Annotated in this window: 13 protein-coding genes; 3 read left to right on the top strand and 10 right to left on the bottom strand. The window is 39.3% G+C overall.

Going from position 1 to position 16,391, the window contains the following annotated elements; all coding sequences use genetic code 11:
- Positions 1-101: 101 nt before the first annotated feature.
- Complete coding sequence (locus tag BBI00_RS19820) at positions 102-1,640, bottom strand: SulP family inorganic anion transporter (RefSeq protein ID WP_065400575.1); 1,539 nt, start codon at positions 1,638-1,640, stop codon at positions 102-104.
- 621 nt (positions 1,641-2,261) lie between these two features.
- On the opposite strand from BBI00_RS19820, the gene BBI00_RS19810 reads away from it, so the two are divergent.
- Complete coding sequence (locus BBI00_RS19810) at positions 2,262-2,690, top strand: transposase (protein WP_065400573.1); 429 nt, start codon at positions 2,262-2,264, stop codon at positions 2,688-2,690.
- Positions 2,691-2,701: 11 nt separating this feature from the next.
- Positions 2,702-3,040, top strand: a complete 339-nt coding sequence (locus tag BBI00_RS19805) for a hypothetical protein (protein WP_065400572.1) — start codon at positions 2,702-2,704, stop codon at positions 3,038-3,040.
- A gap of 845 nt (positions 3,041-3,885) precedes the next feature.
- Here BBI00_RS19805 and BBI00_RS19795 read toward each other — a convergent pair.
- The 6 genes from BBI00_RS19795 to BBI00_RS19770 form a co-directional block, all read right to left on the bottom strand.
- Positions 3,886-4,113: a phosphate ABC transporter substrate-binding protein gene (locus BBI00_RS19795; protein WP_065400570.1), complete on the bottom strand. Its 228-nt coding sequence runs from the start codon at positions 4,111-4,113 to the stop codon at positions 3,886-3,888.
- Positions 4,114-4,238: 125 nt separating this feature from the next.
- On the bottom strand, positions 4,239-4,772 hold the full coding sequence (locus BBI00_RS19790) for a DUF6584 family protein (RefSeq protein WP_065400569.1): 534 nt from the start codon (positions 4,770-4,772) through the stop codon (positions 4,239-4,241).
- 46 nt (positions 4,773-4,818) lie between these two features.
- Positions 4,819-5,688 (bottom strand): nucleoside hydrolase, encoded by an 870-nt coding sequence (locus BBI00_RS19785; protein ID WP_065400568.1) that lies wholly within the window; start codon positions 5,686-5,688, stop codon positions 4,819-4,821.
- 64 nt (positions 5,689-5,752) lie between these two features.
- Positions 5,753-6,412 carry a hypothetical protein gene (locus BBI00_RS19780; protein ID WP_083988596.1) on the bottom strand — a complete coding sequence of 220 codons (660 nt, stop codon included), beginning with the start codon at positions 6,410-6,412 and terminating at the stop codon, positions 5,753-5,755.
- Between the two features lie 145 nt (positions 6,413-6,557).
- Positions 6,558-7,190, bottom strand: a complete 633-nt coding sequence (locus BBI00_RS19775) for a hypothetical protein (protein WP_065400567.1) — start codon at positions 7,188-7,190, stop codon at positions 6,558-6,560.
- Between the two features lie 46 nt (positions 7,191-7,236).
- Positions 7,237-8,754, bottom strand: a complete 1,518-nt coding sequence (locus BBI00_RS19770; protein ID WP_065400566.1) for a TROVE domain-containing protein — start codon at positions 8,752-8,754, stop codon at positions 7,237-7,239.
- 389 nt (positions 8,755-9,143) lie between these two features.
- Here BBI00_RS19770 and BBI00_RS19765 point away from each other — a divergent pair, with 389 nt between their 5' ends.
- Positions 9,144-9,596, top strand: coding sequence for a VOC family protein (locus BBI00_RS19765; protein WP_065400565.1), 453 nt, complete (start codon positions 9,144-9,146; stop codon positions 9,594-9,596).
- Positions 9,597-9,811: 215 nt separating this feature from the next.
- Here the strand turns inward: BBI00_RS19765 and BBI00_RS19760 are convergent, their stop codons facing one another.
- From BBI00_RS19760 to BBI00_RS19750, 3 genes are read right to left on the bottom strand one after another with little or no spacing between them, the layout of a single operon-like run.
- Entirely contained in the window at positions 9,812-11,155 is a 1,344-nt protein-coding gene (locus BBI00_RS19760) for an SWIM zinc finger family protein (protein WP_065400564.1), read from the bottom strand.
- Between the two features lie 3 nt (positions 11,156-11,158).
- Positions 11,159-13,852 (bottom strand): DUF6493 family protein, encoded by a 2,694-nt coding sequence (locus BBI00_RS19755; protein ID WP_065400563.1) that lies wholly within the window; start codon positions 13,850-13,852, stop codon positions 11,159-11,161.
- A complete protein-coding gene (locus BBI00_RS19750; protein WP_065400562.1) occupies positions 13,833-16,376 on the bottom strand; it encodes a DUF6493 family protein in 2,544 nt (847 codons plus the stop codon). Before BBI00_RS19750 ends, BBI00_RS19755 begins: the two co-directional genes overlap by 20 nt.
- Between the last annotated feature and the right edge of the window lie 15 nt (positions 16,377-16,391).

Genomic DNA, 16,391 nt, shown 5'->3' with positions numbered 1-16,391 from the left:
TTGTGAATGGTCAATCGTCAGCACAATGCTTGTCAATTTTTCTATTCTGTAAATAATTCACAATTCACCGGCGAAGCAAAATTCACCGATTGACTTCTTTCTTATTTTTCCGGCATCACTTTATACGTCGGATCTTCCTGAATGTCTATTTCGACTACTGCTTCTGCATTTTTCAATATTTTCCGGCAATCTTCGCTAAGGTGACGTAAACGTAATGTTTTATTTTGCTGTTTATAACGTCTGGAAAGTTTATCCAGCGCATCAATGGCACTCATATCTACAATCCGGCTCTCTTTAAAATCAATGACAACTTCATCAGGGTCGTTCAGCGGATCAAATTTTTCTGCAAAAGACGTGGCGGAACCAAAAAACAGCGGGCCATAGATCTCATAATGCTTTATTCCTTTTTCATCAATATGCTTTCTGGCACGGATCCTTTTGGCGTTGTCCCAGGCAAAGACCAGAGCAGAGATGATCACTCCTACCAATACTGCCAGGGCAAGGTTATGGAGAAGAATCGTGATCAGAGCGACTGTAATTCCTACAAATATATCGGACCTTGGCATTTTGTTGACAATCCTGATAGAAACCCACTGAAAAGTACTGATGGCAACCATCATCATCACTCCTACCAATGCTGCCATCGGGATTTTTTCAATAACAGGAGCACCAAACAGAATGATGATCAGAATCATGAGGGAGGCAATAATCCCTGATAATCTGGCTCTGGAACCGGCGTTAAGGTTGACCAGCGTCTGCGCCACCATGGCACAGCCTCCCATTCCACCGAAAAAACCGTTGGTAATATTCGCTATTCCCTGTGCTACCGATTCTTTATTGGCGCTTCCTTTGGTATTAGTGATCTCATCCACCATTGATAATGTCAGAAGGGATTCTATGAGGCCTACTCCTGCCATAATCAGGGCATAAGGGAAAATAATCTGCAGGGTTTCAAGGGTAAACGGAATCTGCGGAATATGAAAAACCGGAAGATTGCCGCTGATATGGGCAATATCTGCCACTGTTTTAGTCGGAATATTGAATCCCAGGACAACAGCAAATATGACCATGATAGCCGCTAAAGAAGCAGGAATGGCTTTTGTTATTTTCGGAAAGAAATAGACCACGGCAATCGTAAGGGCCGTTAAGCCGGCCATCACATATAAAGCACTTCCCTGCAGCCAGCTCACAGTTCCGTTACTGTCTGTGATTTTAAACTGTTCGATCTGTGCCATGAAGATAATAACGGCGAGACCATTCAGAAATCCGTACATAACCGGCTGTGGAATCAGTCTGACAAATTTTCCCAGCTTAAAAAGCCCTACCGTCATCTGAAGAATTCCTGCCAGGGCAACGGTAGCAAAAAGGTATTCTACTCCATGAGATTTTATAAGTGCGATCAGTACAACAATAGTGGCTCCTGCCCCACCGGAAACCATTCCCGGACGTCCGCCCAAAACTGCCGTCACCAGTCCCATCATAAAAGCTGCGTAAAGCCCGGTAAGCGGAGAAAGCCCGGCCAGGATCGCAAATGAAAGAGACTCGGGAATCATGGTCATGGCTACGGTAAAACCTGCCAGCAGCTCGTTTTTATAATGTATTTTCTTCGAAAAGTCGAATAAGCTTATGGTATTTTTCATTGAGGAACAAAGGTATATACTTACCGGATGGTATACAATTTTTTCTTTTTCTGTTTTTTAAGATCCATAAAAACATCTTTAAATAATTCACACTTCTGTTTACATAATATGTTAATTTTAATTAAAATTAGATGATAACCAGACTTTTTTGTATTTCTTTCTGTTTTTGCTTTTAATTTTTGTTTACATTTGAATGCAGATAAGCAATTATTTGGTACTAACAAAAACATTCGACATGTAAGCAGCTGTTTATCAAAAAAAAACAGCTTCAAAAAATAGAATTGCATGAAGGAACTTTAATAGGTTATATATTATTCACACAAATGGCAGGAAAAGAAGTTTGAAAAAAGAAGAGTGATAAGCCCATTGACGATAAGGAATATATTTCCAAGGATACATTAAAGTGACAATTAATATTCCTTTTAACGGATCACGTCAATCCCGGACTGATTTCTGAAGATTTCCATCCTACAGGTTATTTTCAGAATTTCAGAATATTGGGTTTTGCTTTTTTTCAATTTCAAATTTAAGTGAATTATATTCTGCCATACATGATAATATTTATCACCTATTTTCGTTTTCTGATGCATAAGTTTTAATTAAAGACAATATTCAGTAAAAATGTTATATAAAGAAATCCATATTGGACAGTTTATTAAGGAAAGGGTTGATGAAAATGAAATAGCTATGGAGAGGATCTGCAAATTTCTGGGCAGCGATGAAGAATCTGTAGAAAGAATGTATGCCAGTAAATCTATAGATACGGATCTTCTTCTGAGATGGAGCAAATTACTGGAATATGACTTTTTCAGGCTGTACAGCTCTCACCTGATTTTATACGCCCCACCTTCAGCCACTCATAAAAACCAGCAGAAGTCTGATAAAGTACCTTATTTCAGGAAAAACATCTACACCCAGGAAATCAAAGATTTTATTATGAAAAGAATTCTTTCCGGAGAAATGACACAGAGCGATGTCATTAAAGAATATTCTATTCCTAAAAGCACCCTGCACAGATGGCTTCAGAAGAGTGATACTATTAACGGATAAACCCAAACAACATGCGTCCCAATTATAAAAAGATTTATCAGGATATGCTGAGACTGGAGCACCCGGAGAAACTGAAGGATCCCAAGATCAAAGAACTTCTTGAAAAACTTCATACGACAGAAGATGTGCTTAAATTCAATGATAAGCTTTTCAAACATTCCAGAGAAAACCAGAAGCTGAAGACTTATGATAAAAAGACTATGCTTAAGCTTCTCCAGTATCAGAAAAAGCACGGGCATTCCACCAGCTATATGTCCAGAAAATACAAAATAAGCAGAACGACTCTTTCAAAATGGAAACAGATGTTTGAAGATGAACTTAACAATACAATGAACAAAGCCGATCAATAGATCGGCTTTGCTGTAAGGTAATGATAAGAAAAAACCGGGGCTGCGTATTGCCGGAATCGAACCGGATAACCTTGCCGGAACGGCCGGCTTCGTTATTCCTCCCCATCAGGTACGGTGAAGTTTTTCCTAACGACACTTTTCTGGTTATAAAAGCCGAAAACGGGAATAAAGGAATGGTAGAAAATTATGATACAAAGATTATTTCCTTCTCCCCGCTTGCGGCTTTTATATAATTTTTTTTAAAATATTCTGATTACAAAAGGCGTAAAATTCCTTTTAACCTTAAGTAATTTTATCATAAAACAAGGCATGGGAAGAAAAGTGAGCCGTGCTCTAACCATCTGAGCTACTCTTCCTATCGTGATTGTGTTTTTTCTGTTGTGGAAGAGACGGGCTTCGAACCCGTGACACCGAAGTAACACTATTCTACGGCACTTGTTTTTGTTTTTCTTAAATAAAAAAGAGGCAAAAGTTTAAAAAGACTCTAATGCAGATCATTTTCAGATCTGTTTCTGGAATTGAACCAGATAAACCGAAGTAAGTCTTTTCTACGGCACTCTTTACATAATCAAGATAAAAATTGCAGAATCCTTCCTTTCATCTGCTCTACCCTGTCTCGAGCTACATCCCGTTTACAACAAGAATGACAGGATTTGAACCTGCAACCTGATGAAGTATACGGAGTATGATTACTGAACCACACTTGATTATATTTTAAAAAAGTAAGGCGATCAGTCAAACAGACCCATATTAACAGCGTGCTGTCTTTACACTATCGGCTTTTGCTGAACAGGACTTGAACCTGTACCTCTGTTCCCCAACGAAGTAATTCTGTTTTACGGCACTTACTTTTTATTTTTCCATCGGGTTCTTCTGTATTTTTTCCAGTTTCTCTGAAACTTCAGCTCTTTTGCATTGATCACTTCAAAGCCGTGTGGAAAACAGTGTGAACATCCCATTTCATTTCCGTACATCAGTCTTGAGATTTGTGTTCCGGAAATTTTTGCGGGAAAATCAATCAATCCATATTCATTAATCCCGAAAATTTGTTTTAATGTCTTAATTTTTTTCATGAGTATTGAGTATTAACCTCAATACACTGCTTCTTTAAGATCCGGTTTATAATTCTTCATGGTTATTAGTATTTCGTGTACAAATGTATCTGCCTTCTGCGCATTCTTTTTACGCAGTTTATTTTTTAATCAGAAAATAATAAATAAATCAGTTCTAAAAGCTTGAAGATTCCTAAAACAGGAAGCAAGATCACCAGTCCGATTAACAGACAGAAAAGCACTGTCTCCGGAAAACTGTTTTTAGCAGCAGACTCAGAGTAATTCCCTTTTTCTCTGGTCTTAGGTTTAAAATCCGGTATATGGTTTGTTCTTTTAAGGCTGTCTGCTTCAAGGTCTGCAAAAATTTTCATTGCATATTTGTTCAGATGGTCTTTATTTCCTCTGAACACGATATCTTTCAGAATGGCATTTCCTGAATTGCTTAAAGATTTCCTGTATATCCCGACAGCATTTTTCATTTCATCATTTTCAGGCTCTGATAGAATCCAGAATTTTCCGGCCTCATCAAGAAAACCTGCCTCATAATAAATCTGCCCCAGTTTTTTCCTCAATGAAAGATCATCCGGAAACTGATTGATCATATTTCTTAATCTGTCACAGGCTTTTTTCTTTCTGCCTTCTTTCAGGTCTTCATCGATTCTTGAAAATAAATCTCCCATTATTTTTATTGCATTCTGTTCATTTTTAAAATTACTATCACTTAGTTTAAGGTTTGATTACCATCCAAAGATCTGTGAGATCAGGAATGTAAGTGGTGATGAATGATGCAGGCCTTTCCGGATATTTTTCTGCTTCCAGACAGCCCCATTCCCCTCTTTTTCTATACGGGATCACTTCTGCCCAAAGTGCTTTTGAAGGGTCTATGGCCAGTAAAGCGGCTACGGTATCATGGAGTGCTTTTTCTTTCAGCTCCACCGCATCCAGAAACAGCCTAAGCCCTTTGTTGTGATTTCGAAACGGAACGAGCAATTCTGCATCTGCTTTTGTGAAGACTGCACCGTGACACACATTTTTACTGATCATGCGTCTTTCTTTCATTGGAATGGAAAACAGTGCTTCAGCAGCAAGTGGATTACCATTCAGGTTAAAGGTTGGGCATGTGAGTTTTCCGTCGAATTTTTCCAGACGATATTCTTTCGGAACGATATTGTCTCCGGCAAAACCTCCCTGGCAAAACCAGCGGGAAAAGAAAGTTCCTGTTTCGAATAAAGCATGCGGATTTGTAAGCGCTGCTCCGCTTAATAAAGTACATTCAGGAAATTGACGTAATGTTTCTGCCATGATATTGGCTGCTGTATCATCTGCTTCCGAGTGTTCGAATTTCCCCACCCACTTCCGGTGAAAATCAGAAACACGGTTTGCTACGGATTTGGGAGTTCCGGCTCCGATGCGGACGTCTTCCCTGTCGAGGATTTGTAAAATACGACGTACGACACCAATCTGGTCGGTTCCCCCAGGATGTACGGAAACACTCACCAGGTGAACTTTCGGGTGTGTTGCCAATACGGCAAGGGTCATGGAATCGTCGGGATCGGCGGTTTCCATATCAAAATGAAAAGGTAATTTATGTTGCATATATTTTTTTATTTAATGAGTTTATTTTTTTATAAAAGATTGGGAACAGATACCTGAACATCTATTAATCCGTACCGGTCAGTAATTCTGCAATTCTTTCCTTATTTTTAATACTGGTCTTTTTCAACAGGGCTGAAATTCTGTTTTTGAAATCGGCCTGTCGCTGCAGTACCTTTTCAAATTCAGCTTTGAGCTCTGATTCTTCTACCTCCACAAGAGTTTTAATATTTCCGGGATCGATTTCACCGGATTCCGTATACTCTGAAAAGCTTATTTTTCCATTTTCTTTTCTATACAGAACCCATGGATGCCCAATCCACATCATTGTCCATTCTTCAGACGGATTGGTGAATATATCCTGCCAGTTTTTCAGATCAGACATATCGCTGCAACAGCTCGGCTTAATATATATTGTACTGTTTTTTTCCAAAGCAACTCCTCCGTCAAAAGCCAATACAAGATCCTCTTTTTCGGAATTTTTTTCAAAATCCTTCAATCTTTCTTCTAAGATCATTTGCAGATTTTCATCATCAATGGTTTCAATATCTGCTAAATAGGATCCTTTTTCAATAATTTTAAAATTAAAATTGAGTTGAGAGGCTGCTTCTTCCCATCTGGAAAACCATTCTTCGGGATCAGGATCATCGGAAGTTTCCGGCAATTCATAATCATCTTTGGCGTACAGTAACGGGCTGATTTCAATTACATTTATAAGTTTTATCATAATGTTCCGGTTTAATTTTTTTAGCCCCGATTGCAACGGCATCCTTTTTCTGCAATGGCTTTATCAAAAAGCGCCGGCGAAAAAGATACAGTGGAAAGCGGGAATAAGCTCCTCAAGATATTAATGATATTACAGCATTGTTTATTCAATCATAATCATCCACTGCGAAAAAGGTAATCAGCCCCCGGCTAATATCTATGAAAATATAGCCTACAAAGAGTCCAATCATAAAATTTCCCCATTGTTGAAAATAAAAGGTTCTGATATGACTGCCTTCAGTAAATATCCGGCAGGTGAAATCACTGATCATTTTTGAGGTCTGTTCCTCTGAAACTTTCCAATCATCATAAATACTGCCCTTTATCACAGTCTGAAACAAATCCTTTTTCAATTCATTTCCTGAAAGTTCAGTAAAGACCAGCTTTCTGAATTCTTCCAATGCATCATAAGGCGGATCAACCGATAAAAATTCCTCACCGTTTCCAAGATAAATCTCTAATCCAGCTAAACTCTGACTGTGTAACAGATAATACATGAAATCTCTGATATCATCTGACGCCGCTCTCACAGATAAATCCATATTCCCATCATGAGGAACCGGATACATGGATTGTAAATACTCCCTGAAGTTTTCTGAATCACAGCACTCTATGGTTGCCAGTGCAAAACCACCATTGAATTTAAGCTTAGCATATTCTTTTATCAGCTCTGTTTCCCATAAGCCAATATCTGCCTTTTTAAAGTCAAGAGAAGACAATTCCTGAAATCTGTTATCCATTGGTTATTCTGTTAGGTTTTCTATTTATTTTTTAAAGCAGTGCCTGCTACAGCACAACTTTCTGTATCATTTCCACTGCTGATTTCCGGTCTTCCAAAGCGTTCAAAACATCGAAAATTTTGTCTGACCAACCTGAAATAAGGTATACATCTTTTTCCCTGATATCCAATGGCTGTTTTCCATAGCCTGCCAGATCGAAAATATAGAGTTTCGCTTCCGGAGCCAATGCCTTATACTTTCTCCACGAGTCTTCCAGAGAATTCTGAGTTCCGGTAGTACTCCACATCTGAGCATCGGTAAACAACATCACTTTATCCGTTTTTTCCTTTCTTTTGATCAGATCCTGAATCACCAGATAACCATTTGTAGCATATCCTACTTCACCTTCACGCTTGTAGAATTCGTCTACATTTCTCAGAATACCGTTTTTCGGCATGGGAACACGCAGCCAACGGTTACCGAATATACCGGTCACCACATTCTGACATTGTGACTGCAGCATCATAGACATCATCAAACCGATATCATACAGCAATACTTTACTCTTACGAGAAACGGATTTCTGCATAGAGCCTGAAACATCGGATGCAATGACCACTGAAGTATCAAATCCAAAGCCTTTGATATTGTTTGCACTCAGCTCCACTGCTTTTTCCAGCGCTTCCAAAAGAGAAGAAACATAAGGCGAATCAATAGATTTCAGTTCTCTGTACGCCGCAAGAAATCTGAAAGGCAGCTGTTTTGATTGGGCTACCGCTTCCTGATCTGATATATCATGACATACTTTACTCATAGCTTCTGGTGATACTTCTGCCTCCAGAATATTTCTCAGGTTCCTCAAAGCTGCCATATACCCCAGTTTATTACTTAGGATCAGTTCTTCCCATTTGTCTTTGAACGCCAGCTTTTTATCTGTATGATCATCAAATTTTTTCTGACCCAAGACGGAAAGTTCCACTTCCCAGGTATAAGGAGTTTCCAGACTGTCATCAACAATCCTGTTGAAAATAGTCTGCTGATTTTCATCTTTCGCTTTCGGGTGAACAAGAAACAGTGCGTCCTTAAGGGTTACTTCCGCTTTCCTGTTGTATTTGGCAAACTGGTATTCATCAAATTTATTAAATGATTTTGCCAGTCCTTTCTGAATCTGTTTTGAAAGTTTGTTGAGCTTTTTCACTTCCGTTCTTTCGTTGGAAAGCTGATAACAGGCCAGCAGTTCTGTAATTTCATCTGCTCTCCGGATGACACCGTCCACGGTTCTGCTCACCAGATCCGTTCCTGACGTCTGCCTGGCAAGTTCTGTTACCAGTACCAATGGCACGGAGCGCAGATGCATCTCCTTTCTTGCATATACCGCCAGTCTGGCTACAAATTCAGGATCGTTTTTTCTGATCAGAGTCTGGATTCTTTTTAATCTTTCATTTCCCTTTTCATAGGTTATGTCTGACAATCCTGTTGTAACAACAGCACTGTACAGCTCTTCTGCAGGTGTCATTGCGTAAGCTTTTGCACCTTCGTGGTTCAGAATGACTTTATTTTCTTTTTTCAAAAAATTAAATTTCATGAGTTCCTGTTTTTTTGTTAACCGTTTAGAAAGCTGACTACCTTCTCTCTGATTTCTGATGCAAAGTAAAAACGGTATTGCGCAGTGTTTTTGCGTAATATATTTTTTATAATTTTTATTTACTATCTCTCGCTGATTCTGCAGATTACGCAGATTATATATGACGAATTATCGGGCTAAATTAAGTTTTGGTTAAAGCAAGCGGAGTTTTGGCTTTTATTTTGGCCGGCTAAAACCTCTCTTATCGATATCTGTGCGAGCAGTGATGTTTCACCGCAATATCTTCCAATCATAAAAACCGTCTATCATTCATTTTATATAAAGAAATCATAATTTTCTCTTTTTCCAGTCTGTGTTTTCTAGCTTTGTTTCTGTTAAAATGAAAAACTATGATTAAAGGATTATATGAAACCCATGTACAGGTGAGTAATTTGGAAAATGCTATACAATTCTATACGGAAGTATTGGGACTAAAACTAGCTCACAGGGATGAAACCAGACCCATTGCATTTTTATGGGTAGGTGACGGGAAGGAATTTATGTTAGGTTTGTGGGAACAGAAAGAGAATCTTCAGCCGAGGCATTTTGCTTTTTCCAGCAGTAAAGAGGATATTTTAAACTATGCCGTAGGCTTTTTGGAAAATAAAGACCTCAAGCCTTACAATTTTCTTAAGAACGGAAGCGTTGAGCCTATGGTATTTGCATGGATGCCTGCTCTTGCAATCTATTTCAATGATCCGGATGGTAATCAGCTCGAATTTATTTCTATTCTGGAAGGTGAAGGCAAACCGGAACTGGGAGTTCTTTCCTATGAGGAATGGATAAGCAGAAACAGTATGTAAATATGTTTTATTGCTTTCTCAGGATTTCTTTTTTGGCAAACATCATTAATTCCAAAATATTACGCAAAGTATTTCGTGATATTACAGCATTTATCACCCGATGATTTTAAAGATGACACAGATGTTTGTGGAAAAATCTACGGAATGATGATCTGCGAGAAAATAATAACCGCCTCAAATTCTTTATTTGTGGCGGTTATTAAAGTTTTATTCTGTTAATGATTAACCAGTTTCTTCACAGCCAGCATATGTTTGCATGGTCCTCTTTCTCCCTGGTATTTACTGAACCATTCACAGGTGCAGCGTTCTTTTTCTTCTTCAATGATGACTGTGTGATGTACTCCCGTACCTTCTACTCTGGCTTCGGTTCTTTCTTTGCTGTTATTCAGGATCTCTACTTTTCCGTCTGCAATAAGTTTTTCCGCATTTTTCATACGGGGATTCATTTCCAGGATACGGCTCAGCTTGAAAGGTAACCTACGGTAGAAAAATTCGTTATCATCCAGATCATATCCCAACAATCCCATAGCGGCAAGTCTTCCCGTCAGGTTTTCTGTCTTTTTAAGGCTTATATTTTCTTCCAGGGCCAGTACAGTTCCATTAAATGACTGATTGGCATAAGCATATTTATCTAAGGCATCTATCCATTCATCAGGAACTTCAGAGGTCAGGCTTTCAAGTATCGCTCCCTCTCCTGAAAATCCTCTCCAGCTTTCTCTTGACAAAGAAAAACTGAATCTTATATTCCCCATATAGAGCTGCCAGGTTGTAGACTGCATATTAGGATGTGAAAAAACCTGCATATAATCTATATATGAAAGTAAAGGTTCCAGCAGACGAAGCCTGTGAAGGCCTCCCACGCACATGGCATCTGTTGATTTCACAGGTGAGAACATAGGTTTGTTACCTCTTACGATCAGATAGTAGTCTGATTTCACCACTCCTTTCGGCATTCCACGGAACAGCTGCTGGGTCTGGATTTTATTGAAGGTATGCCGTTTTTCTGATTCGGATAAGTAGACCTGCACTGTTCCCAGGCCTTTGATCCATTTGACCGGCAGCGGAACTTTTCTTTCCACGATTTTGTTTTCTTCTTTGTACAGCCCTACTTCTTTTTCACCAACAGAAAGCATGATCTTTTCATTGGGACGTATACTTCCCAAAGCGGTTATCATCGGCTGATTAAAGTCTACATTGGTCGTTCCGTTTTCCAGAAACTCTCCATCCAGCCCGTCAGGCAGTACATCTACTCTTGCATATACTCCTGCACAATGAGAGAATCCTTCGAAACGGAGTCTTTCATTTCCGGCTGTCACCACAGGGTCTTTAAGCAGGGCCATCTGAAACGGCGACAGGCTAAAGCTTGATTTCACAATATTGGAAAGCGTGATCAGGCAACGGGCCAGAATAAACGGCTGCCCGACATTCCCCCAGAAAAAACAGGGAGCATCGGTATTTTTATGTATCTCGCTGTATTTGGCGAGAAACAGTTCTTCCATAGCATCTTTCCTTACCAAAGAGGATGCCCTGGAATAGTTGTAAATAAGCGTATCTTCCATAATTTATTTTTTTAGGAGAAGATTGCAGATTTTTTTCAGGCTTGAGTTTTCTTTCCAGTCATTCAGCTTTTCAAGGATAGGGGCACTGGCTTCTGACTGGTTCAAAGCCAATACTTCATGATATACTTCCAGAAGTTTCTTAAGATTGGTTACCGGTTCCTCCATCTGAAGCAGAATATTGAAGATAAGCTCTTCTAGCGCAGCATTATGGGTTTTGCTTACGTTCAGCATGTGATGCTGCATAAGGTCTGTGAGTCTTTTTACAGGAGCCCATTCGAGTTTTTCATGCAGGCCGATCACTTTTCCAAGCTGTGCATTATCCATCATCTGATGGGAAACATGTTCCAGCCAAATTTCAGCGGCTGTTCCACGGATTGTTTTATCACCATCCAGGAAAATAGTTCCCAGGAACAGATATCCCATTCCATCCAGAGATTTTTTGATCTGATACAGGGCCTGAGCGGTATTCAGGACAAGGTTTCTTTCGTATACCTCAGCAATTCCTGAATAGAAAAGGCAATGTTTGATCACCTTGGCCAACGCATTGGCCGGAGTGTTCGGGAAGCACCACATCAGGGCAGGAATTTCAGAAAGTTCTTTCTGACCGGCAACAAAATACTCCACAAATAAAGGTTCTTTTCTTTTTTCGAGATGATATTTCGGAATTGTAATATTCAGCTCGACAGGATAATATGAGTTTTTCTTGTTGTCAATTGTTTTCCACTGGTATTCTCCTGAGATAAATTCTACCGGGATATTATCATACCCAAAGCCACTGAATTCTTTAAAAACAGTTTTTGGCGAACGGGTAATCCCGGCTGTCATCCACCATGAAGGATGCTCAATTTTTCCTTTAGGAACGGCATTTTTACCAAAGAAGAAAAGCAGCAGATCTTTAAATTCTCCTTTTAATCTTTCTTCCGCCAGCACTAATGCCTCTGAGATATTGTCTAAAGCACAACGCTGCAAAGCCAGCTGAACATCAAGGTAGTGGGGTTCAATATTTTTATTCTGATAGATTTCAAGTTTTTCTACCAGACTTACAGGAGATACCCAGCAAGGTGAATGGGTAATGGCAAACAACAGTGGGACGTTATCTCCCGATCTTATTTTCTGATTAATGTATATGGCAAGTTCCCTGAAAGCTTTCATTGCAGGAGATTCTGCTCCCACCTTCTCTACAGGGCCCAATTTTTTCTGATAATTGGAATATGTTTCTCTTGCCGCTTCTTCTTCAAGCGTTTTCTGATATATTTTTTCCAGATTTTTAAGCTGATCCGGATACTTTTCCAGAAGGTTCAAACCGTAATTGATAATCAGGTTACACAATAAAACACTCAAATAAGGAACTTCCCATTTTGAGATGGTTTTACAGGCTTTCAGAAATACAGGTTCTATTAATTTCACAGATTCTGCATCCACCTCATTTGCAAACCTGATAAAGCCATCCAAAGCGATATCACAATGCTGGCTGTACGGATCTTCAATGGCCACCGGAAGGAAGAACATCAGGTCTTCAAAGTTTTCAAGAACCCTTACTTTACTGGCATCTGAAATCAGGAATGGGCTTTCAGTGGTGATCACTTCCAGTTCCTGCTGCTTGTCTTCTATATATTTTTCAAGAAGAGGGCGTACATTGGTCAGGATATTGTCTGAATAATGGGACAGTGCCTCTTTTATGTTTTCAGAAGGCGGAATATATTTCAGAATGATTTTGGCTGCTTTGGTCTGTATCCCGTCATCTTTACTCACGAACGCTGTGCTCAGAGCCATTCCCAACATTTCCGGATCCAGTTTCTTTCTCTGGAAAATCTTTTCTGTAAGGGATAAGCCTGAAGCGACTACGGTTTTAACTTCTGAACTCAATAAATTCGGAAGATAATGTGAAAGTTCTTCTGTTTTGATGCCGGCTCCTGCAATTTTTTTCAGGTGATTCAATATGGTATTGACAGCTTTTGACTGGGCAGATACCAATCCCGCAAGCAGCTCATCCTGCAGTTCTATCAATTCGTTTTCCGTGGGCTTCAATGCAGTGAATGCATCCATAAACCAGCCTGTAACATTCTTGTTAAAGTTACGGTTGGCTGCCAGCAGGCATTCTCTTAAAAATCTTTTTCTTTCAATCTTCTGCTCTGCTACCAGTTTCTGAACCAATGGAAACCATTCTTTACGGAACGGTAATGATTTGGACGGGTATTCGCACAGATACCAGAAGTGGGTTTCAAGGGTTTCGGGGTGCTGATCCAGGTTGGAGGGATAATTGCTCAGATGATGTCCCAGCAATTCAGGTCTGGGCTGTACATAGCCTTTTTTGGTCCATCCTAAAATGTCCTGATAATTGAAAGCTGTAAATTCAGCATCTACAGATTCATTGATAAAATCAGAAAACCATTCCGGGCATCCCCATTCCAGAATCTGTTCTGCCTGTTCTGCATTTCTGAAAAGGCTCCAGTAATTTTTACCGAAGTTCTTTTTGTCCATACAGACAAATGAAGCAATATCGATGATTGAATGCTGATTGGCAGACCCTACGGTGTGGTAGGAATTTTTGGTCATCACAATCTTACTGATCTCACGCTCCATCTTTTTTATGGAAGGCACCAGTGTTTTTCTTTCTTCTGCTGTAAGCTGCTTCAGAAAAGGGATAATCTCATGTATCTGTTCCTCATTAAGGATCTCATAAAGTCTTTCTTTCATTTGTTTTAATTTGATGTATGATTTTTTTCAGGTTATTTTCTTTTTCCCATTCTTTAAGCAGGTTTGAAACAGTTTTGTCTGTTACAGACTGGTTCTGATTCAGCAGCTCGTAGTAGAGTTCCAGTAGTTTTTTCAGATTAAAAACCGGCTTTTCTACAGCTGAAAGAATGGCGGTCAGCAGTTTCTCAAAAGCGAGGTTATGACTGGTACTCAAATTGATAAGAGCAGATAATCCGTCTGTCAGCCTTTTGACAGGAGCCCAGCCGAAACTGATCTTTTTACCGATTACCGTTCCCAGTTCACAGACTCCGAAATCGTCGGAAACTGCCCTGTTTATCAAGGCTTCAAAAGCCATACCAGAAAGTGTTCTGTCTTTATTAAACAGTCCCGCAGACAGGAATAAATAATGTACCGGCTGAAAGGGTAAGTTCAGCTTCATCCATGCATCAAGAAAGTTCACATTCCCTTTGATATCGTACTGATAATCAGAATTTGACAGATTTTCATTATATTTTTTTGCCATCACAGAACCTGAAAAATAAGGTACTGTATACAAAATAAAGATCAGATCATCATGATAAACACCATGATAAGAGTTGAATATATAATCAAGGAAGCCGGCATTTTCCGGAAGTTCTTTTTTATTACTGATGGTGACCAGTAATTGTGGTATTTCTTCTGTAGTATTCCCTTTATAGATTTTTCTGTAACTGAATTCCCAGCCGAAGTTGCCATCCAGATATACGCTGTCATATTTTTCTCTGAAATAATCCGGTCTGAAAAGCGGTTTCAGAAGTTCGGCATATTTTTCATCCAACTGTTCTTTTGCATATTGTTCTGCTTCAGGCAGGTCTTCTTTTTTTACCCGGAGTATTGCGATCTGCAGGTCAAATGGAACCGGCTGCTCGTTCTGCTGCTGGTAGACCTTCAGTTTATCCACAAGACTCTTTGCTGTAATCCAGCAAGGGGTATGATCAGGAACCGACAGAAGCGGAAGTTTTTTATGCTGCTTCAACATTTCAAAAATTCCTGAAAGAAGCTTGTGATAGGCCTGAAAAGCTAAAGGTGTCTTTTTCTCACACCAGTTTTCCCAATCGGGAAATTCAGATTTTGCCTGAAGCAGTACCGCTGATTTTTGTTCCTGTTTTAATACCCCGTAGTTTATAAAAAAAGTAGCTAATAAATGCCGGAGTCCGCCTGTTCCTTTCTTTTTCAATGCGGCTTTGAAGGCTGGTTCCAGTTTTTTTAAATGATCTTCATCAAACTCATTGTTGAAGTTGACCAGTGCTTCCAGAAACTGATCAAAATGATAAGTTGTAGAGCTGCTGAAAACCTGCGAGGCAAAGAATATGAAATCATCAATGGTCTGAATAGGTCTGACAGGCTCAGAACGATGCCATGCAGCGGCTTCATAGTTCTGTTCTTCCGGTTCTGATTTTTCTTTTTGTATCAAGAATTTCTCCAGCAATATTCCGGCATCAGAAAGCAATGATGATGTATATAGTTTTAATTCGGTCTGTATTTTTTCTGATTCGGTATTTCCGTATTCAGCAATGATCTTTGCGGCTTTCGTTTGAAGTGCTTTATCTTTATTCAGAAAAACAGGCGCCAGAAGAAGACAGATATTTTCATGGAAAGCACTGTTTACTTTTGCTATTTTCTCTAAAGCCAGCAATAAGGCATTCACCATATTTTTGGTGGGAAGCATGATCAGGGCTGATGAAACCTGCAGAAAGTCTTCCGTTTTAAATGCTTTTTCGGTGAGAACCTGACTGACAATTTTTAATGTTCCCGGGAATAATGAAGTCTGTGTTGAATGAAAGATCATCAACAGCTCATCCTGTAATGCAAGAATTTCTTCACGGGTAGGTTCAAGATAGGTGAAAAGTTCCAGGAACCACGTATTGTGTTCTTTGGAAAAATTAAAATTTACGGCTTTAAGACTTGATCTTAAAAGTGCTGATCTGTCAATTTTACGATCTTCAGCAAGCATTTTCAGCGTCTCTTTCCAGTTTCTTTTACCATAGTTTGAGGTAATTTCTGTTTCATATTGAAAAAGAAGCCAGATATGGGATTCTAATGTAACCGGCCAGGTGAATAGAATTTCTTCTGAAGTATTGTCTGAATCCCATGCAGATGAGAGAAGGGATGCACTCATTTCATCATTGAGCTTAAGATAGCCTTTCTGCTCCCATTCCAGTACTTTCAGGTAATCAAATTCCTTTAAGAAAGAATAGCTTTCTCCAAGCCAGTCCGGAATATAGGATTCAAACAGTTCATCAATCTGGGCAACCGGCAATGAATAATACCCGGGACTCAGTTTCCCGTATTCGGAGCTGTTTTTACAGCAGGCTAAAGCAGCCAACACAGAGATATTGTTGTGCCCCCATTCTTTATTGATATGTTTTTTTAAAAGAGCAACAATTTCTTTCTTATCTTCCGGTGTAAGCTTTGTAAGAAAAGGAACAATTTCCTTGATTCTATAGTTTAAATAAATGGTCTTAAACTCGTCCTCAATTAGCATAGATTCATTCTTGTC

Origin of the sequence: Chryseobacterium arthrosphaerae, from assembly GCF_001684965.1 — a bacterium.
Classification (GTDB): domain Bacteria; phylum Bacteroidota; class Bacteroidia; order Flavobacteriales; family Weeksellaceae; genus Chryseobacterium; species Chryseobacterium arthrosphaerae.
This window is presented reverse-complemented; position numbering and strand designations above follow the sequence as displayed.